Annotated in this window: 16 protein-coding genes and 1 pseudogene; 12 read left to right on the top strand and 5 right to left on the bottom strand. The window is 60.5% G+C overall.

The genetic code is table 11. The features are described 5' to 3' along the window. Window positions 1-358: 358 nt before the first annotated feature. Both CD175_RS29580 and aptA read right to left on the bottom strand, forming a co-directional pair. A complete protein-coding gene (locus CD175_RS29580; RefSeq protein WP_046816441.1) occupies window positions 359-1,852 on the bottom strand; it encodes a CoA-acylating methylmalonate-semialdehyde dehydrogenase in 1,494 nt (497 codons plus the stop codon). A 74-nt stretch (window positions 1,853-1,926) separates the two neighbouring features. After that, the gene (gene aptA, locus CD175_RS29585) at window positions 1,927-3,276 is read right to left on the bottom strand and encodes an omega-aminotransferase AptA (RefSeq protein ID WP_104451447.1); all 1,350 of its coding nucleotides are present in this window, start codon (window positions 3,274-3,276) and stop codon (window positions 1,927-1,929) included. A gap of 139 nt (window positions 3,277-3,415) precedes the next feature. Between aptA and CD175_RS29590 the strand changes: the two genes are divergently transcribed. The 6 genes from CD175_RS29590 (at window position 3,416) to CD175_RS29620 (ending at window position 9,959) form a co-directional block, all read left to right on the top strand. Beyond that, entirely contained in the window at window positions 3,416-4,336 is a 921-nt protein-coding gene (locus CD175_RS29590) for a LysR family transcriptional regulator (RefSeq protein ID WP_007971880.1), read from the top strand. Between the two features lie 168 nt (window positions 4,337-4,504). Then, window positions 4,505-5,155 carry a TetR/AcrR family transcriptional regulator gene (locus CD175_RS29600; RefSeq protein ID WP_104451448.1) on the top strand — a complete coding sequence of 217 codons (651 nt, stop codon included), beginning with the start codon at window positions 4,505-4,507 and terminating at the stop codon, window positions 5,153-5,155. A gap of 6 nt (window positions 5,156-5,161) precedes the next feature. Beyond that, window positions 5,162-5,743, top strand: coding sequence for an IMPACT family protein (locus CD175_RS29605; protein WP_015093345.1), 582 nt, complete (start codon window positions 5,162-5,164; stop codon window positions 5,741-5,743). 606 nt (window positions 5,744-6,349) lie between these two features. Then, complete coding sequence (locus tag CD175_RS29610) at window positions 6,350-7,915, top strand: ABC transporter ATP-binding protein (protein WP_104451449.1); 1,566 nt, start codon at window positions 6,350-6,352, stop codon at window positions 7,913-7,915. Window positions 7,916-7,926: 11 nt separating this feature from the next. Then, on the top strand, window positions 7,927-9,033 hold the full coding sequence (locus CD175_RS29615; protein ID WP_104451450.1) for an ABC transporter permease: 1,107 nt from the start codon (window positions 7,927-7,929) through the stop codon (window positions 9,031-9,033). Then, entirely contained in the window at window positions 9,033-9,959 is a 927-nt protein-coding gene (locus CD175_RS29620) for an ABC transporter permease (protein WP_104451451.1), read from the top strand. The genes CD175_RS29615 and CD175_RS29620 overlap by 1 nt, the downstream gene beginning before the upstream one ends. On the opposite strand, the gene CD175_RS29625 is transcribed toward CD175_RS29620, so the two are convergent. Continuing rightward, the gene (locus CD175_RS29625) at window positions 9,956-10,444 is read right to left on the bottom strand and encodes a hypothetical protein (protein WP_104451452.1); all 489 of its coding nucleotides are present in this window, start codon (window positions 10,442-10,444) and stop codon (window positions 9,956-9,958) included. The genes CD175_RS29620 and CD175_RS29625 overlap by 4 nt on opposite strands. Window positions 10,445-10,553: 109 nt before the next feature. Between CD175_RS29625 and CD175_RS31385 the strand changes: the two are divergent. The 3 genes and pseudogenes from CD175_RS31385 to CD175_RS29635 all read left to right on the top strand — a co-directional run. Then, window positions 10,554-10,682, top strand: a pseudogene (locus CD175_RS31385) (MerR family transcriptional regulator); the annotation flags it as partial. Between the two features lie 19 nt (window positions 10,683-10,701). Further along, entirely contained in the window at window positions 10,702-11,391 is a 690-nt protein-coding gene (locus CD175_RS29630) for an SDR family oxidoreductase (protein ID WP_104451453.1), read from the top strand. A gap of 259 nt (window positions 11,392-11,650) precedes the next feature. After that, entirely contained in the window at window positions 11,651-13,009 is a 1,359-nt protein-coding gene (locus CD175_RS29635; RefSeq protein WP_104451454.1) for an 8-oxoguanine deaminase, read from the top strand. Window positions 13,010-13,134: 125 nt separating this feature from the next. Here CD175_RS29635 and CD175_RS29640 read toward each other — a convergent pair whose 3' ends face one another. After that, a complete protein-coding gene (locus tag CD175_RS29640) occupies window positions 13,135-14,223 on the bottom strand; it encodes a calcium:cation antiporter (RefSeq protein WP_104451455.1) in 1,089 nt (362 codons plus the stop codon). Window positions 14,224-14,521: 298 nt separating this feature from the next. On the opposite strand from CD175_RS29640, the gene CD175_RS29645 reads away from it, so the two are divergent. From CD175_RS29645 to CD175_RS29655, 3 genes are all read left to right on the top strand, one after another. Then, window positions 14,522-15,604 carry a BMP family ABC transporter substrate-binding protein gene (locus tag CD175_RS29645; protein ID WP_104451456.1) on the top strand — a complete coding sequence of 361 codons (1,083 nt, stop codon included), beginning with the start codon at window positions 14,522-14,524 and terminating at the stop codon, window positions 15,602-15,604. 127 nt (window positions 15,605-15,731) lie between these two features. Continuing rightward, complete coding sequence (locus CD175_RS29650; protein WP_104451457.1) at window positions 15,732-16,697, top strand: isopenicillin N synthase family dioxygenase; 966 nt, start codon at window positions 15,732-15,734, stop codon at window positions 16,695-16,697. An 82-nt stretch (window positions 16,698-16,779) separates the two neighbouring features. Next, on the top strand, window positions 16,780-17,733 hold the full coding sequence (locus tag CD175_RS29655) for an adenosine deaminase (protein ID WP_015093335.1): 954 nt from the start codon (window positions 16,780-16,782) through the stop codon (window positions 17,731-17,733). A 104-nt stretch (window positions 17,734-17,837) separates the two neighbouring features. Here CD175_RS29655 and CD175_RS29660 read toward each other — a convergent pair whose 3' ends face one another. Further along, window positions 17,838-18,572: an ArsR/SmtB family transcription factor gene (locus CD175_RS29660; RefSeq protein ID WP_104451458.1), complete on the bottom strand. Its 735-nt coding sequence runs from the start codon at window positions 18,570-18,572 to the stop codon at window positions 17,838-17,840. Window positions 18,573-18,667 lie beyond the last annotated feature (95 nt).

An 18,667-nucleotide genomic window follows, 5' to 3' on the forward strand; every position in this document is an offset into this window, starting at 1 on the left:
ATTTGCTGTCAAGTGATTTTTTTCAGAAGTTTTCAAGGAATCCTTAACAACTTCAACCACTTGCGCTTTCGATCTCTCGTCAGCGGGAGGCGAATTCTACAGCGTTACTCGCTGCTGTCAACACCTCCTTTTCAACTTCCTTTACGCTTCGATGACCTGAAGCAACCCGCTGCCGAAAACTGCGTAACTCTTTGTTTATCAAGGAGTTTTCCGTTTCGACTGCGCCGGAAGTGGGGCGAATTATAGACATCTGAAATCTGCCGTCAACACCTATTTTCACAAATCTGTCATATAGGCCAAAAAAGCCTCTAAAACAAAAAAGGCCGACCCAACGGGTCGGCCTTCTACACCCTTCTACTTACAAGCTAGGGAACGCGAACTGCGAAGCTTCATGGCTCGCACGCTGCGGCCAGCGCTGGGTGATGGCCTTGCGACGGGTGTAGAAACGCACGCCGTCCGGGCCGTAGGCGTGCAGGTCGCCGAACAGCGAACGCTTCCAGCCGCCGAAACTGTGATAGGCGACCGGCACCGGCAACGGTACGTTGACGCCGACCATGCCGACTTCGATCTCGTCGCAGAACAACCGCGCCGCTTCGCCGTCACGGGTGAAGATGCAGGTGCCGTTGCCATACTCGTGATCATTGATCAGTTGCATGGCTTCTTCCAGGCTGTTGACCCGAACAACGCACAGCACTGGCCCGAAGATCTCTTCTTTATAGATACGCATCTCTGGCGTGACGTTGTCGAACAGGCACCCCCCCAGGAAGAAGCCTTCTTCATGACCGGCCACGGTCAGGCCACGACCATCCACCACCAGCGTCGCGCCGGCGGCTACGCCGTCTTCTACATAACCGCTGACTTTGTCACGAGCCTGGCCAGTCACCAGTGGGCCCATGTCCAGACCGCAGGAAGTACCGGCACCGATTTTCAGCGCCTGGATTTGCGGAACCAGCTTGGCCACCAGAGCGTCGGCGACCTGGTCACCGACACACACGGCCACGGAGATCGCCATGCAGCGCTCACCGCAAGAACCGTAAGCCGCGCCCATCAGTGCGCTGACAGCGTTGTCCAAATCAGCATCCGGCATCAGCACGGCGTGGTTCTTCGCACCACCCAGGGCCTGAACGCGTTTGCCGCGCTTGGTCCCTTCGGAGTAGATGTATTCGGCAATCGGCGTCGAACCGACGAAGCTCAGCGCCTTGACTTCCGGCGCTTCGATCAACGCATCCACCGCAGTCTTGTCACCGTGCACCACGCTCAGTACGCCTTTAGGCAAACCAGCTTCCAGCAGCAGCTGGGCAATCAGCAGCGTCGAGCTCGGGTCACGCTCGGACGGTTTGAGGATGAAGCAGTTGCCGCAGACGATCGCCAGCGGGTACATCCACAGTGGCACCATGGCCGGGAAGTTGAACGGCGTGATACCGGCAACCACGCCCAGCGGCTGGAAGTCAGACCAGGCATCGATGTTCGGGCCGACGTTGCGGCTGTACTCGCCCTTGAGGATTTCCGGAGCCGCGCAAGCGAACTCGACGTTCTCGATGCCGCGCTTCAATTCACCGGCAGCGTCTTCCAGGGTCTTGCCGTGCTCTTCGCTGATCAGTTGCGAGATGCGAGCCTCATTCTGCTCCAGCAGTTGCTTGAAACGGAACATCACCTGGGCACGCTTGGCCGGCGGCGTGTTGCGCCAGGCCGGGAATGCAGCCTTGGCCGCGTCGATGGCGCTCTGGATGGTTTCGCGGGTCGCCAGCGGCAACTTGTGGATAGCCTGACCGGTAGACGGGTTGAACACATCAACCGCGCGACCGTTCTCGGTCACCAGTTCGCCATTGATCAAATGCGGAATAACGCTCATGGAAGCTCCTGAAAAGTTGTCCACAGGCGCCCGTTCCCGAGCGCCCGTTGTTTATAGGTATATAGAAGGAGAAATCAGTCGATCTTGCCCAGCACTTCGCCGACCGCGTCGAACAGACGATCCAGGTCCTGCGGCTTGCTGTTGAAGGTTGGGCCGAACTGCAGGGTGTCGCCGCCGAAGCGGACGTAGAACCCGGCTTTCCACAGTGCCATACCGGCTTCGAACGGACGCACGATCGCATCGCCGTCACGTGGTGCGATCTGGATCGCACCGGCCAGGCCGAAGTTGCGGATGTCGATAATGTTCTTGGTGCCTTTGAGGCCATGCAGCGCGTTTTCGAAATGCGGTGCGACTTCAGCCACGCTCTGTACCAGGTTTTCCTTTTGCAGCAGGTCGAGTGCTGCCAGGCCCGCCGCGCAAGCCACTGGGTGTGCCGAATAGGTGTAGCCATGCGGGAACTCGACCGCGTACTCAGGCGTCGGCTGATTCATGAAGGTCTGGTAGATCTCGGAGCTGGCAATCACCGCGCCCATCGGGATCGCGCCGTTGGTGACTTGCTTGGCAATGCACATCAGGTCCGGGGTCACGCCGAAGGTGGTGGCGCCGAACATGGTGCCGGTACGGCCGAAACCGGTGATCACTTCGTCGAACACCAGCAGGATGTTGTGCTGGTCGCAGATTTCACGCAGACGCTTGAGGTAACCCTGTGGCGGAACCAGCACGCCAGCGGAACCGGCTAATGGCTCGACGAATACCGCCGCGATGTTCGACGCATCGTGCAGTTCGATCAGCTTGAGCAGTTCGTCAGCCAGGGCGATGCCACCCTGCTCCGGCATGCCACGGGAGTAGGCGTTGCTTGCCAGCAGAGTGTGCGGCAGGTGGTCGACGTCCATCATCGCCTGACCGAACAGTTTGCGGTTGCCGTTCACGCCGCCGAGGCTGGTGCCGGCGATGTTCACACCGTGGTAGCCACGGGCACGGCCGATCATTTTGGTCTTGGTCGACTGGCCCTTCAGGCGCCAGTAGGCACGGACCATCTTCACCGCGGTGTCAGCGCACTCGGAGCCCGAGTCGGTGAAGAACACGTGGTTCAGGTTGCCCGGGGTCAGGTCGGTGATTTTCTCGGCCAGCTGGAACGACAGCGGATGACCGTACTGGAAGGCTGGCGAGTAATCGAGCGTGCCCAGTTGCTTGGCGACCGCTTCCTGGATTTCTTTGCGGGTGTGGCCGGCGCCACAGGTCCACAGACCCGACAGCGAGTCATACACCTTGCGGCCCTTGTCGTCGATCAGCCAGCTGCCTTCGGCGCCAACGATCAGGCGCGGGTCGCGCTGGAAGTTACGGTTGGCGGTGTAAGGCATCCAGTGAGCATCGAGCTTGAGCTGGCTGGCCAGCGAAGTCGGGGCGTTTTCAGGCAAGTTCATGGGCAAAACCTCGCAAGGCAATAAGCGGCGTAAGGATTGAAAACCGTTGTTGCAGCTAAATTGCCACGGGGATAAAGTCGGTGAAATGCAACTCTTCTAATGTTCAGTCAGCCAATCACTAAACTTTCTGGTAGCCCGCATGAGCACTCGCCGTCCCGATCCGCTGGCCCAGGTCAGCGACTTTGATATTCGCCTGCTGAGGATCTTTCGCAGCGTGGTGGAGTGCGGCGGCTTCTCCGCGGCGGAAACCGTGCTGGGCATTGGTCGCTCGGCGATCAGCCAGCAGATGAGCGATCTGGAGCAACGCCTCGGCCTGCGTCTGTGCCAACGTGGACGCGCCGGTTTTTCCCTGACCGAAGAAGGTCGCGAGGTCTATCAATCGGCGTTGCAACTGTTAAGTGCGCTGGAAAGCTTCCGCACCGAGGTCAACGGTCTGCACCAGCACTTGCGTGGCGAATTGATCATTGGCCTGACGGACAACCTGGTCACCCTGCCCCACATGCGCATCACCCATGCCCTCGCGCAGTTGAAAGAGCGCGGCCCGGACGTACAGATCCAGATCCGCATGATCGCGCCCAACGAAGTCGAACAAGGCGTGCTCGACGGCCGCCTGCACGTCGGCGTGGTGCCGCAGGCCAGCGCGCTTTCCGGACTGGAATATCAACCGCTGTATAGCGAGCGATCGCTGTTGTACTGCGCGGTCGGCCATCCGCTGTTTTATGTCGACGACAAACAACTGGACGACGAGCGCCTGAACAGTCAGGACGCCATCGCCCCCACCTTCCGCTTACCGGCGGAAATCCAGGCTCACTACCAGGCGCTCAATTGCACCGCCAGCGCCTCGGACCGCGAAGGCATGGCGTTCCTGATCCTGACCGGACGCTATATCGGTTATCTGCCGGATCACTATGCGAGTCTTTGGGTACAGCAAGGCCGTTTGCGAGCGTTGAAAGCTAAAACGCGCTTCTATGACTTGAGCCTGGCATCGGTCACACGCAAGGGCCGTCGACCGCATCTGGTGCTGGAGAGTTTTCTCGAGAGCCTGGCCGCGACGCGTTGAACAATTACCCCCCTGTAGGAGCTGCCGAAGGCTGCGATCTTTTGATCCAGGTATTTAAAATCAAGATCAAAAGATCGCAGCCTTCGGCAGCTCCTACAGGGTTGTGGTGGTTTCGGTTTTACGCTATCAACGCACTGGTTGCACCCACCTACCAGTTCGGAAGTGCCTATGATCTTTGAAGTCCCAGCCCACGGCGGAAAACCCGTCAGCCGCATTCGTCAGAAGAACGAAGAGACCATCATCAAAGCCGCCGAAGACGAGTTCGCCCGTCACGGGTACAAAGGCACGAGCATGAACACCATCGCCCAGAATGCCAAGCTGCCCAAGGCAAACCTGCATTACTACTTCACCAACAAACTCGGTTTGTACGTGGCGGTGCTGAGCAACATCATCGAGTTGTGGGACAGCACCTTCAACACCCTCACCGCCGAGGATGATCCGACCGAGGCCTTGACCCGTTACATTCGCGCCAAAATGGAGTTTTCCCGCCGCCAGCCGCAAGCGTCGCGAATATTCGCCATGGAAGTCATCAGCGGCGGTGAATGCCTGACCGAATATTTCAACCAGGACTATCGCGCCTGGTTCCAGGGCCGTGCGGGCGTGTTCCAGGCCTGGATCGACGCCGGTAAAATGGACCCGGTCGACCCGGTGCACCTGATCTTCCTGTTGTGGGGCAGCACCCAGCATTACGCCGACTTCGCCACGCAGATCTGCCGCGTCACCGGGCGCACCAAGTTGACCAAGCAAGACATGGAAGACGCCGGGGACAACCTGATCCGCATCATCCTCAAGGGCTGCGGCCTGCAACCTGCCATTTAAATACATATGCCTTTTACCCTCAGCGGTTTTTGCGAATACCGCGAAGAGATTCGCAAGAGCCGCTTCATTACCTTCGCCGCGCCGATCTCCAGCCCGGCCGAGGCCCAGGCGTTCATTGAACAGCACAGCGACTTGAATGCCTCGCACAACTGCTGGGCATGGAAGCTCGGCGATCAATATCGCAGCACCGATGATGGCGAGCCCGGCGGCACGGCAGGTCGGCCGATTCTGGCGGCGATAGAGGCACAGGATTGTGATCAGGTCGCGGTGCTGGTGATTCGCTGGTACGGTGGCATCCAACTGGGCACCGGTGGTCTCGCCCGGGCCTATGGCGGAGGTGCGAACAAATGCCTTCAAGCGGCGCCAAAGGTTGAGTTGATCAGCCGGGTGCCGTTGCGTTGCGCTTGCGGGTTTGCCGAGCTGGCCCTGGTCAAGCTGCGGGTGGCGGAGGCAGGTGGCCTGGTTGTGGATGAAAGCTTCACCGCCAATGGTGTCGAGTTGCAGTTGGCGGTAGGCGATGCGCAGATCGATACCTTGCAGTCACAGCTGGCCGATTTGAGTCGTGGACGTATTCTTTTACAGCGCTGAAAACAAGAGCAAAAGATCGCAGCCTGCGGCAGCTCCTACATTTGGAATGCGTTCCCCTGTAGGAGCTGCCGCAGGCTGCGATCTTTTGGGGCACGCCGCTTTTCCACTTATTCCATATTTGCCCACATCTGCTGTGCACCCGGCTGTGGATAACCTGAGCACATACCGCTGTAACCCTTCTGTCATGCGGCTTTGCGGACTTTGCTCAATTTTCGTCCAATCTGCCATCAAGCGCATCAAATTCAAGCAAAAACAAACAGTTACAGAGATTTATCACCTTTAGAAGAAAGCCACCCAGTGCTTATGCCCATGCCTTGAGCTTGCGCACAAATACTGTGGAGCAATCTGTGGATAACCCGTTCATGGCCGTCTCGGCACCCTGCACGGTATGGCTTGTGGTCGATTGATCATTTTTTGAGCAAAACCACACGAGCAAAATCGGGGCTTGATTTGCACCCTTGCCCCCATCTGGTGCCGGGCTCCGTGCAACACATTTGAAAGCTGCGGACTCAACGCCTCGACTCATACGACCTGAAGATTTTCCTGACCTGATGGCCAGAAAATTGCTTTATCCACAGGCACAAGTCCAACAGCACCGAGCCTGTCATGCCCAATCACGCTCCAATCCCGGATCCGGTTCCGCGCCTGCAACTGCGCAGGATCAGCAAACGCTACCCCGGTTGCCTGGCCAACGATGCCATCGACCTGACCATTGCCCCTGGCGAGATCCATGCCCTGCTTGGGGAAAACGGCGCAGGCAAAAGCACGCTGATGAAAATCATCTACGGCGTCACCCAGGCCGATTCGGGCGAGGTGATCTGGCAAGGTCAGCGGGTAACCCTGCGCAACCCGGCCCAGGCCCGGAGTTTGGGCATCGGCATGGTGTTCCAGCACTTCTCGCTGTTCGAAACCTTGAGCGTGGCGCAGAACATCGCCCTGGCCATGGGCGCGGCGGCAGGCACACCCAGACAACTTGAGCCGAAGATTCGCGAGGTATCCCGACGTTATGGCATGGCGCTGGAACCGGAGCGACTTGTCCACAGCCTGTCGATCGGAGAACGGCAACGGGTGGAAATCATTCGCTGCCTGATGCAGGACATCCGCCTGTTGATTCTCGATGAACCGACTTCGGTACTGACGCCGCAAGAGGCCGACGACTTGTTCGTCACCCTGCGCCGGCTCGCCGCCGAGGGCTGCAGCATTTTGTTCATCAGCCACAAGCTCGGGGAAGTCCGGGCGTTATGCCAGAGCGCGACGGTACTGCGCGGCGGGCGCGTGACCGGACATTGCGTGCCAGCCGACTGTACGGATCAGCAACTGGCGCGCCTGATGGTCGGTGAGGCGGCGCAGTTGATCGCAAACTATCCGAAGGTGACCGGGGGTGATGCGTTCCTTGAGGTACGTGGATTGTCCTGGCACAACCCGGACCCGTTCGGTTGCTCGCTCAAGGACATCAATCTTGAAGTGCGCAGCGGCGAAATCGTCGGCATCGCGGGTGTCGCGGGCAATGGCCAGGACGAGCTGCTGGCCTTGCTCAGCGGCGAACAACGCCTCAATCGCAACGAAGGCGCAACCCTGCGTTTTGGCCAGGAACCGGCTGCCCATTTACACCCCGACGCACGTCGCAGACTGGGCCTGAGCTTTGTCCCCGCCGAACGCCTGGGCCATGGCGCGGTGCCAGAGTTGAGCCTGGCAGACAACGCGCTATTGACCGCTTTCCAGCAAGGACTGGTGAGCAAGGGTCTGATTCGGCGCAGCAGCGTCGAAGCGCTGGCCGAGGAAATCATCCGCCGTTTCGGGGTCAAGACACCCGATAGCCAAACCCCGGCCCGCAGCCTGTCCGGCGGCAACCTGCAGAAATTCATCCTCGGCAGGGAAATCCTTCAGCAACCCAAACTGCTGATCGCCGCGCACCCAACCTGGGGGGTGGACGTCGGCGCGGCCGCCACCATTCATCGCGCCTTGATTGCCTTGCGCGATGCCGGCGCGGCGATCCTGGTGATCTCCGAAGACCTCGACGAACTGTTCCAGATCAGCGACCGCCTCGGCGCCTTGTGCGGCGGTCGATTGTCGGCGCTCCACGCCACGGTCGATACGCGCCTGAGCGATGTCGGTGGCTGGATGGCCGGCCAGTTCGCTGCCCCTCAATCACGCGCATCCGCCACGCGCTAACGGAGTGTCACATGCTGCTTTCTCTTGAACCCCGCGGCCAGCAATCGCGGCTGATGCTGTGGTGCTCGCCGTTGCTGGCGGCTGCGCTGACCCTGGGCTGTGGATCGTTGTTGTTCATCGCGCTCGGGCATGACCCGCTGTTGACCTTGCACACGTTGCTGATCGCGCCAGTCAGCGACCTGTATGGCGTCTCTGAATTGTTGGTCAAAGCCCTGCCGATCCTGCTGTGCGCATTGGGCCTGGCCGTCGCCTACCAGGCGCGCATCTGGAACATCGGTGCCGAAGGTCAACTGCTGCTCGGTGCATTGGCCGGCAGCGCGCTGGCGGTCAACATCATCGATGTACAAAGCCGCTGGGCGCTGGTGCTGATCCTGCTCACCGGCACCCTGGCCGGTGCTGCCTGGGCCGGCCTGACGGCGTGGTTACGCACACGCTTCAACGCCAATGAAATCCTGACCAGCATTATGCTCAACTACATCGCGCTGAACCTGTTGCTGTTCTGCGTTCACGGTCCGTTGAAGGATCCCGCCGGGTTCAACTTCCCCGAGTCAGCGATGTTCGGGGATGCCAGCCGCTTGCCGCTCTTGATGGAGGATGGACGGGTTCACGCCGGGGTGTATTTCGCCCTGCTCGCCTTAGTGGCGGTGTGGGTGCTGTTGCAGAAAAGTTTTGTCGGCTTCCAGATCAAGGTGCTCGGGCTGGACAAGCGGGCCGCCGGTTTCGTCGGCTTTCGCGAGAAGCGTTTGATCTGGCTCGCGCTGTTGATCAGCGGTGGTCTGGCGGGGCTTGCCGGTGTGTGCGAAGTCACCGGGCCGATCGGTCAACTGGTGCCGCAGGTCTCGCCGGGCTACGGCTATGCGGCGATCACCGTGGCGTTTCTCGGTCGCCTGAATCCGCTCGGGATCCTGTTTTCCAGCCTGTTGATGGCGCTGCTGTACATTGGCGGTGAAAGCGCACAAATGAGCCTGAACCTGCCGCAAGCGATCACCCAATTGTTCCAGGGCATGATGCTGTTTTTCCTGCTGGCCAGCGATGTGCTGATTCTCTACCGGCCGCGCCTGAACCTGCGCTGGACCCGCCGTGCCCAAGCCACCGCCGTACACGCAGGAGCGTTGTGATGGATATCGATCTGCTGAGCAATATTTTCTACGCCATGGTCCGCTGCGGTACGCCGTTGCTGTTGGTGGCGCTGGGGGAACTGATCTGCGAGAAAAGCGGCGTCCTCAACCTGGGCCAGGAAGGCATGATGCTGTTTGGTGCGGTGATCGGTTTCATCGTCGCGTTCAATACCGGGCACCTGTGGCTCGGCGTAGTGCTGGCGATGCTCGCCGGGATGCTGTTGTCATCGCTGTTTGCGCTGGTGGCACTGGTGTTCAATGCCAATCAGGTGGCCACCGGTCTGGCCCTGACGATTTTCGGCGTGGGCCTGTCGACCTTTGTCGGTGCGGCCTGGGTCGGCAAACCGCTGGCGGGTTTCGAACCCTTGGCGATTCCCTATCTGAGCGAAATCCCGCTGATCGGGCGGATGCTGTTTGCCCAGGACCTGTTGGTGTATCTGTCGTTCGCACTGTTTGCGCTGGTGGCCTGGGTCATTCTGAAGAGCCGAGTCGGGCTGATCATTCAAGCCGTCGGGGAAAATCCCGCTGCCGCCAGTGCCATAGGTTTGCCGGTGTTGTCAGTGCGTACTTTGGCGGTGTTATTCGGCGGTGCAATGGCCGGTTTGGCCGGGGCTTATCTGTCCCTGGCGTACACGCCGATGTGGGCGGAGAACATGAGCGCCGGGCGCGGCTGGATTGCCCTGGCGCTGGTGGTGTTCGCCAGTTGGCGGGTGTGGCGCTTGCTGCTCGGCGCGTACCTGTTCGGGCTCGCCAGCATCCTGCACCTGGTGGCGCAGGGATTGGGGCTGGCGATTCCGTCGAGCCTGCTGGCGATGCTGCCGTATGTCGCGACCATAGTAGTGCTGGTGCTGTTGTCACGGGATGCGCTGCGGACACGGTTGTATGCGCCGGTGTCGTTGGGGCAGCCGTGGCAGGCCGGGCATTAGTGGTTGTTTGGGTGGGCCTCTTCGCGAGCAGGCTCGCTCCCACATAACCGAGTCTGGCGCAAACCCTGTGGGAGCGAGCCCGCTCGCGAAGGGGCCCGAACAGGCAACACCTGAGCCACGCCCCACGCCAATTCAAACACCAGAAAAACCACCAGAATCGAACTCGCACCCTGGATCAGGGCATAAGCCTGCCAGGCCGAAAACAGGAATCTGGCCACGGCGTCATAACGCCCGAAAACCTGCTGCGGATCACGAATCCGCAGCACCGCCCATACGCAGACGATCGAGCCCAACAGATTCGCCATCAACATGTGCACCGGTTCGAACGGTGGCAGCTCACCAGGCAAACTCAACGCCTGGCTCAGCGCAGTCAAAACCCCATGCAACGCCGCAAAACTCCACGGCGTGACAAACGCCATCGTCACCAACAAGTCATACCAGGCACTGCCTTGCACCAACCGGCGATATTGCGTTGTAGTCCACATCGACATTGCTCCATCAATTCAGGGAGCAACAAGGCTAAAGCCTGGAGTATGCTCCAGGGTCAAGCCCCTTCGAGACGTCATGATGCGCATCGGTGAATTAACCAAGGCCAGCGCCGTCACGCAACTGCTGCAAGACAAACTCAAACTGATCGAAGCCCGCATGACCGAACTCGGCGCGCTACGCGAAGAGTTGCAACAACGGCTCGGGCAACAGTGTCCATTGAATCCACGATCCTGAATTTTCAAGGAAGCCACTCATGTCCAAGGCAAAAACCGCACTCATTATCGGCGCCTCCCGAGGGCTTGGCCTCGGGCTGGTGAAAACCCTGCTGGCCGATGGCTGGCAAGTCACCGCCACCGTGCGCGATCCGCAAAAAGCCGAGGCCTTGCAGGCCCTGGGCAAGGTGCGGATCGAACAGCTCGACATGGACGATCAGCCAGCGGTGTCCGCCCTGAGCCAACAACTCAAGGGCGAGGTGTTTGACCTGTTGTTCGTCAATGCCGGGGTCAAGGGACCGGATGTCCAGACACCCAACGGTGGCGCGACGATGGCCGACGTCGGTCAGTTGTTTTTCACCAACGCCGTGGCGCCGATCAACCTGGCCCAGCGTTTTGTCGAACAGATTCGCCCGGACACCGGCGTGCTGGCATTCATGAGTTCCGTGCTGGGCAGCGTGACCATGCCCGATGCGCCGGAGCTGGCGCTGTACAAGGCCAGCAAGGCGGCACTGAACTCCATGACCAACAGCTTCGTCACTCAGTTGGGCGACACAACGCTCACTGTGCTGTCGCTGCACCCTGGTTGGGTGAAGACCGACATGGGCGGTGAAGGCGCGGACATCGATGTCGAAACCAGCACCCGTGGCCTGGTTGATCAGGTGAATGCGTATGTCGGCAAGGGCGGGCATCACTTCATCAATTACCGGGGCGAAACCATTCCCTGGTAATTACCGCCAACACACTACCCTGTGGGAGCGGGCTTGCCCGCGATGACGGCGGCACAACCAACAACGATTTGACTGACACACCGCTATCGCGAGCAAGCTCGCTCCCACAGGGTCTTGAGTTGTTCTGTCGGGCCGGGCTTGCCCATAACGGCATTTTGATCGAAACTGCCCACCTCGCCTCCCCGGCGAACCTGGATCAGCAGACAGGGCAACACTGAGCTGGCAACCCTGAACCCAACTTTCAGAGGAGCCGGCCGACATGCCTGCGACCCGTACCTGGTTAAAGAATCCCCTCGCCATTTTCACCTCCAACGGTCTCGATGCCCGTGGCGGCCTGGTGCTGCAAGACGGCTTGATCGTCGAAGTGCTCGGCGCAGGCCAGCAACCTTCCGCACCATGCAATGAAGTGTTCGATGCTCGCGAGCATGTGATCCTGCCGGGCCTGATCAACACCCATCACCACTTCTATCAAACCCTGACCCGCGCCTGGGCGCCGGTGGTCAATCAGCCGCTGTTTCCATGGCTGAAAACCCTGTACCCGGTCTGGGCACGCCTGACCCCGGAAAAACTCGCCCTCGCCACCAAGGTCGCACTGGCCGAATTGCTGCTGTCCGGCTGCACCACCGCCGCCGACCATCACTACCTGTTCCCGGAAGGTCTGGAAAATGCCATCGACGTGCAAGTCGAGAGCGTTCGCGAACTGGGCATGCGCGCCATGCTCACCCGCGGCTCCATGAGCCTCGGTGAAAAGGACGGTGGCCTGCCGCCGCAACAGACCGTGCAGGAAGGCGAAGTGATCCTCGCCGACAGCCAGCGGCTGATCGCCGAATACCACGAGCGCGGTGACGGCGCGCAAATCCAGATCGCCCTGGCACCGTGCTCGCCGTTCTCGGTGACCCCGGAAATCATGTCGGCCAGCGCCGAACTGGCGAACAAACTCGACGTGCGCCTGCACACCCACCTCGCAGAAACCCTCGACGAAGAAGATTTCTGCCTGCAACGCTTCGGCCTGCGCACCGTGGACTATCTGGACAGCGTCGGCTGGCTCGGCCCGCGTACCTGGCTGGCCCATGGCATCCATTTCAACCCGGACGAGATCGCCCGCCTCGGCGCCGCCGGGACCGGTATCTGCCATTGCCCGAGTTCGAACATGCGCCTGGCCTCGGGCATCTGCCCAAGCATCGAATTGACTGACGCTGGCGCCCTGCTGGGTCTGGGCGTGGACGGTTCAGCCTCCAACGATGCCTCGAACATGATGCTCGAAGCGCGCCAAGCCCTGTACATCCAGCGCCTGCGCTATGGCGCCGAGAAGATCACCCCGGAACGCGTGCTCGGCTGGGCGACCAAAGGCTCGGCCAGTCTGTTGGGCCGTACCGATATCGGTGAACTGGCGGTAGGCAAGCAGGCCGACCTGGCGCTGTTCAAGCTGGATGAACTGCGCTTCTCCGGTAGCCATGATCCGGTCTCGGCCCTGCTGCTGTGCGGCGCCGATCGCGCGGACCGGGTGATGGTCGGTGGCAAGTGGCGGGTGATTGACGGGCAGGTCGAGGGGCTGGATCTGAAGGGCTTGATTGCCGATCACAGCCAGGCGGCGCGACAGTTGATTGCAGGGACCTGACACAACACCGATTAAAACTGTGGGAGCGAGCCTGCTCGCGAAGGCGGCGTGTCAGTCGACATATTTTGTGTATGACACACCGCTATCGCGAGCAGGCTCGCTCCCACATTGGTTTTGTGGGGCCTTCAGAGTCCCAATAGCGACAACATGATAAACGTCGCAAACAACACGAAATGCGTCATGCCTTCGATGGCGTTGGTTTCGCCGTCGTTGAGATTGATCGCGCTGACGATCAGGGTGAGAAACACCATCACGGTCTGCACCGGGGTCATGGCCATCTGGAATGGCTGGCCGGTATAGAGCGCCATCGCCTCCATCACCGGCACCGTCAGGATCACCGTCGACAGTGACGCGCCCATGGCGATGTTGACCACCGACTGCATGCGGTTGGCCAGTGCCGCGCGCAACGCGGTCAAGATCTCCGGCGCCGCAGAGATCGCCGCCACCAGGATCGCCGTAATCACCGGCGGTGCCCCCGTCCCTTCCAGCCCCAGATCGAGGGTCCTGGACATCACTTCGGCCAGTGCGCCAATCACCACCACCCCGAACACCAAGGTGCCGATACTCAGCACCAGATTGACCGGCTGCGGTTCCGCGCCTGACTCCTTCCGGCGGCGCTTGTCCGGGTAGCTGTAGCTGAAAAAATAACTGTGCGGCCCGACCTGCATGCGCAGGAACAAGGCGTAGAGCACCACCATCGTGCCGATGGTAAAGGCCGAATAGAGCTTCCATCGCGCTTCGGGAATGAACTCCGGCACCACCATCGAGACTCCCATGGCGGTGAGAATCATCACGCTATAACTGCGCGCCGAATCATCGTTATAGGACTGTTCGCCATGCTTGAGCCCGCCCATCAACGCCGCGAGGCCAAGGATGCCATTGATGTCGAGCATCACCGCCGAGTAGATCGTATCGCGCACCAGCGTGGCCGAGGCTTCGTTGCTCATCATGATCGCCAGGATCACCACTTCGACCAGCACGGCGGCCAGGGTCAGGATCATCGTGCCGTAGGGGTCACCGACCTTCTCCGCCAGCAACTCGGCCTGATGGGCAACGCGCATGGAGGCGGCGACGATGAAGGCAATCAGCACCAGCCCGCTGATCAGTGCGATGACCTGGCCGCTGTGCAGCATCCAGTGCTCCAGCGGATAGGCCACACACGCGGCGATCAACGCCAACAGCAGGAAGCCTTCTTGCTTGAGGGTGGTGAGCATGGCGAGCCTTTTTGCCGAGTGGTGCCGATGAGCTACTGACTGCGGGGTGGCGTTAACGTTTCGTTTTACCTTAGCGCACCATGGGCAGGCAGGAAGGTGCATTGGCGCACCGGAGTGTGTCATCGCTGGCAAGCCAGCTCCTACAGGGGAACGGTGATCCGGCTTTTGTAGGAGCTGGCTTGCCAGCGATAGCGCACTCACAACCGCCGCAAAACCTTCAGCCTTTAATTTTGTTGTCCGGTTGGTCAGCCATTTGCATTGCCCCTGCCAACCACACAACAAAATGGAGCTCCAATTCATGCACAACCGTCCGTTGAAGAAACTGCTTTGCGCCGTTACCGCCGCCATCGGCCTGGGCGCCAGCCTGAGCGCCAGCGCCAACGACCCGCTGAAAGTCGGCTTCGTCTACATCGGCCCGATCGGCGACCACGGCTGGACGTATCAGCATGAACAGGGACGCAAGGAGCTCGCGGCAAAATTCGGTCCGCAGATCACCACCAACTACGTGGAGAACGTCGCCGAAGGCGCCGACGCCGAGCGGGTGATCCGCAACATGGCCAAGGACAAATACGACCTGATCTTCACCACCTCCTTCGGCTACATGAACCCGACCGTGAAAGTCGCCAAGCAGTTTCCCCAGGTGACCTTCGAACACGCCACCGGCTACAAGCAGGACAAGAACCTCGGCACCTACCTGGCGCGCACCTATGAAGGTCGCTACGTCGGGGGCTTCCTCGCGGCGAAGATGACCAAGACCAGGAAGATCGGCTATGTCGCCTCGTTCCCGATCCCGGAGGTGATCCGCGACATCAACGCCATCCAGCTGGCCCTGAACAAGTACAACCCCGGTACCGAAATCAAGGTGGTGTGGGTCAACTCCTGGTTCGATCCGGGCAAGGAAGCGGATGCCGCCAACGCCCTGATCGATCAGGGCGTGGACGTGGTGTTCCAGCACACCGACAGCCCGGCGCCAATCCAGGCCGCCGAACGTCGCGGCGTGTATGCGGTGGGCTACGCTTCGGACATGGCGCACTTCGGACCGAAGGCGGTGCTGACCTCCATCGTCAACGATTGGGGCCCGCACTACATTCAGGCAGCCCAAAGCCTGATCGATCATGACTGGAAGTCCCAGGACTACTGGGGCGGCTTGAAAGAAGGCACGGTTGAGCTGCCGATCAGCGACCTGGTGCCGGCAGCGGTGAAAAGTGAAGCCGAACAGCTCATCGCCAATATCAAGAGCGGTACGCTGCAGCCGTTCACCGGGCCGATCAAGGATCAGGCCGGCGTCGAAAAAATCCCGGCGGGCGTGAGCGCGACCACGGCGGAACTGGCGTCGATGAACTACTACGTGGAAGGCATGAAGGCCGAAATACCGAAGTAACACGCCCCCTGCAGGAGCTGGCTTGCCAGCGATGGCGTAGTGTCATTCAACAATGATTTTGGATTGGATGGCCCCATCGCTGGCAAGCCAGCTCCTACAAAAGCTCATTCCATATCAGGAAAGCAACATGACCAGCCTTCCCATCATTGACATCGCACCGCTCTACAGCGACGACCAGAACGCCTGGCCAGCCGTGGCCACACACATCGACCACGCCTGCCGCGAGTGGGGATTCTTCTACATCAAGGGCCATCCAATCAGTGCCGCGCGCATCGATGCCCTGCTCGACCACGCCAAACGCTTCTTCGCCCAACCCACCGCCGAAAAACTCAAGATCGACATCACCCAAAGCCATCACCATCGCGGCTACGGCGCCATCGCCACCGAACAGTTGGACCCGAGCAAACCCAGCGACCTCAAGGAAACCTTCGACATGGGCCTGCACCTGCCGGCCGGGCACCCTGACGTACTGGCGGAAAAACCCTTGCGCGGCCCCAATCGCCATCCGTCCCTGCCTGGTTGGGAAGCGCTGATGGAGCAACACTACGTCGACATGCAGGCCCTCGCACAAATGCTGTTGCGGGCAATGACCATTGCGCTGGGGATTGAGCGCGATTTCTTCGACACTCGCTTCAATGACCCGGTCAGTGTGTTGCGCCTGATCCATTACCCGCCGCGTCACACGGCCAGCTCCACCGAGCAGCAAGGCGCTGGCGCCCATACCGACTACGGCTGCATCACCCTGCTCTATCAGGACGCCGCCGGTGGCTTGCAGGTACGCAACGTCAAAGGCGAGTGGATCGACGCACCCCCCATCGACGGTACGTTCGTGGTCAACCTCGGCGACATGATGGCGCGCTGGAGCAACGACCGTTACCTGTCGACGCCGCACCGGGTGATCAGCCCGCTCGGCGTGGATCGCTATTCGATGCCGTTCTTCGCCGAGCCGCACCCCGATACCCGCATCGAATGCCTGCCCGGGTGTCAGGATGCATTGCACCCGGCAAAATACCCGGCCACCACCTGCGCCGGGTTCCTGCTCTCGCGCTTCGCCGATACCTACGCCTATCGACGGGAACAGGAAGCGGGGTGATGAACCGCCTGGTCAGGTTTTACCAATTGTTGCGGCAACCCTCTGTAGAATGGCGACCATTGCACCTGATGAGAAAAGAATCATGTATGACTGGCTGAACGCCCTGCCCAAGGCAGAATTGCACCTGCACCTGGAAGGTTCGCTGGAACCCGAGCTGTTGTTCGCCCTGGCCGAGCGCAACAAGATTGCCTTGCCATGGAGCGACGTCGAAACCTTGCGCAAGGCGTATGCCTTCAACAACCTGCAGGAATTCCTCGACCTGTATTACCGGGGTGCCGATGTGCTGCGCACCTCCCAGGATTTCTATGACCTGACCTGGGCATACCTGCTTCGCTGCAAAGAGCAGAATGTGATTCACACCGAACCGTTCTTCGACCCGCAGACCCACACCGACCGTGGCATCCCCTTCGAGGTGGTGCTCAACGGTATCGCCGCCGCGCTGAAGGATGGCGAGCAGCAGTTGGGCATCACCAGCGGTTTGATCCTGAGCTTCCTGCGCCATCTGAGCGAAGACGAAGCGCAGAAAACCCTCGACCAGGCGCTGCCGTTCCGCGATGCGTTCGTCGCCGTGGGCCTGGACAGCTCCGAGATGGGCCACCCGCCGAGCAAGTTCCAGCGCGTGTTCGACCGTGCCCGTCACGAAGGCTTCCTGACCGTCGCCCACGCCGGTGAAGAAGGCCCGCCCGAGTACATCTGGGAAGCCATCGACCTGCTGAAAATCCAGCGCATCGACCATGGCGTGCGCGCCATCGAAGACGAGCGCCTGATGCAGCGGATCATTGACGAGCAGATCCCGCTGACCGTGTGCCCCCTGTCGAACACCAAACTGTGCGTGTTCGATCACATGTCGCAGCACAACATTCTCGACATGCTGGAACGCGGTGTGAAAGTGACCGTGAACTCCGATGACCCGGCGTACTTCGGCGGTTATGTCACGGAGAACTTCCATGCCCTGCACACTCACCTGGGCATGACCCAGGACCAGGCCAGACGCCTGGCGCAGAACAGTCTCGATGCGCGGTTGGTAAAACCCTGAGCAACACCGCAAATCCAACTGTAGGAGCTGGCTTGCCAGCGATGGCGCCCTCTGATTCAACAATGATGCCGAATGTGGCACAGCCATCGCCGGCAAGCCGGCTCCTAGAGCGCCATTTCCAGCTCGGTTTCCAGGGCAAAGCGATGAATTTCGCGTTGCCCGGAGGCCGTCACCTGCAAGGCTCGGGAATCGTTGGGCAGGCTCAGCCACCCCGACTGCATGAACAGCTGCAACAAGGCGGCACCCAACGAGCCGCCCATGTGCGGGCGTCTTTCGCTCCAGTCAGGGCACGCGCAGGCAACCCTGCCGTTGTGATGAGCCAGCGCCTGGATGAACACTCCCCGCGCCGCCAACTCCGTCGCGCCCTTGAGCGTGACCGTGACCCGCTGATCCGAATGTTCGATCCAGCCTGCTTCCAGCAGTCGCTGATACAGGTCGGCGGACAGGGTACCCCCCAAGTGATCGTCGCACAGCCGGGCACTCAGCAATGACGAGCGCACTGCCCGGGGTTTGACGAGTGGCGCATTGCGCTTGAACACGTCCGGAATATCCTGGGGCGCGCTGGCGAAGGTCGCGCTGGCCAGCGCTTCGATTGCCGCCCCGACCTCGGGGGCAGCCAGGCGGAAGAAGCGTTTGCGGCCACGGTTTTCAACCCTTAACAGACCTCCAGCGGACAAACGTCCCAGGTGTGCACTGGCCGAAGACGGTGACAGGCCGGCCAGCAATGCCAACTCTTCGGTTGCTCGCGCCGAACCATCCATCAAGGCCCACATCATTGCGCTGCGCTTTGGGTCAGCCAGCAATGTGGCAATCTGGCTGATGCAAGGTGCATGTTCCATGTATTCACTCCCTGTTGAATCGTTTCGTCTTCTGACCAGAAACATCTTGACCAGTAATGTGTCGTCGGCCAATCCGTGGAAACTGCCATGAATCC

The sequence above is a fragment of the Pseudomonas laurylsulfatiphila genome (assembly GCF_002934665.1).
Taxonomy (GTDB): domain Bacteria; phylum Pseudomonadota; class Gammaproteobacteria; order Pseudomonadales; family Pseudomonadaceae; genus Aquipseudomonas; species Aquipseudomonas laurylsulfatiphila.

Coding starts and splice junctions, on each gene's coding strand:
- CD175_RS29580 (WP_046816441.1), bottom strand. CDS start 1,852: ATGAGCGTTATTCCGCATTTGATCAATGGCGAACTGGTGACCGAGAAC.
- aptA (WP_104451447.1), bottom strand. CDS start 3,276: ATGAACTTGCCTGAAAACGCCCCGACTTCGCTGGCCAGCCAGCTCAAG.
- CD175_RS29590 (WP_007971880.1), top strand. CDS start 3,416: ATGAGCACTCGCCGTCCCGATCCGCTGGCCCAGGTCAGCGACTTTGAT.
- CD175_RS29600 (WP_104451448.1), top strand. CDS start 4,505: ATGATCTTTGAAGTCCCAGCCCACGGCGGAAAACCCGTCAGCCGCATT.
- CD175_RS29605 (WP_015093345.1), top strand. CDS start 5,162: ATGCCTTTTACCCTCAGCGGTTTTTGCGAATACCGCGAAGAGATTCGC.
- CD175_RS29610 (WP_104451449.1), top strand. CDS start 6,350: ATGCCCAATCACGCTCCAATCCCGGATCCGGTTCCGCGCCTGCAACTG.
- CD175_RS29615 (WP_104451450.1), top strand. CDS start 7,927: ATGCTGCTTTCTCTTGAACCCCGCGGCCAGCAATCGCGGCTGATGCTG.
- CD175_RS29620 (WP_104451451.1), top strand. CDS start 9,033: ATGGATATCGATCTGCTGAGCAATATTTTCTACGCCATGGTCCGCTGC.
- CD175_RS29625 (WP_104451452.1), bottom strand. CDS start 10,444: ATGTGGACTACAACGCAATATCGCCGGTTGGTGCAAGGCAGTGCCTGG.
- CD175_RS29630 (WP_104451453.1), top strand. CDS start 10,702: ATGTCCAAGGCAAAAACCGCACTCATTATCGGCGCCTCCCGAGGGCTT.
- CD175_RS29635 (WP_104451454.1), top strand. CDS start 11,651: ATGCCTGCGACCCGTACCTGGTTAAAGAATCCCCTCGCCATTTTCACC.
- CD175_RS29640 (WP_104451455.1), bottom strand. CDS start 14,223: ATGCTCACCACCCTCAAGCAAGAAGGCTTCCTGCTGTTGGCGTTGATC.
- CD175_RS29645 (WP_104451456.1), top strand. CDS start 14,522: ATGCACAACCGTCCGTTGAAGAAACTGCTTTGCGCCGTTACCGCCGCC.
- CD175_RS29650 (WP_104451457.1), top strand. CDS start 15,732: ATGACCAGCCTTCCCATCATTGACATCGCACCGCTCTACAGCGACGAC.
- CD175_RS29655 (WP_015093335.1), top strand. CDS start 16,780: ATGTATGACTGGCTGAACGCCCTGCCCAAGGCAGAATTGCACCTGCAC.
- CD175_RS29660 (WP_104451458.1), bottom strand. CDS start 18,572: ATGGAACATGCACCTTGCATCAGCCAGATTGCCACATTGCTGGCTGAC.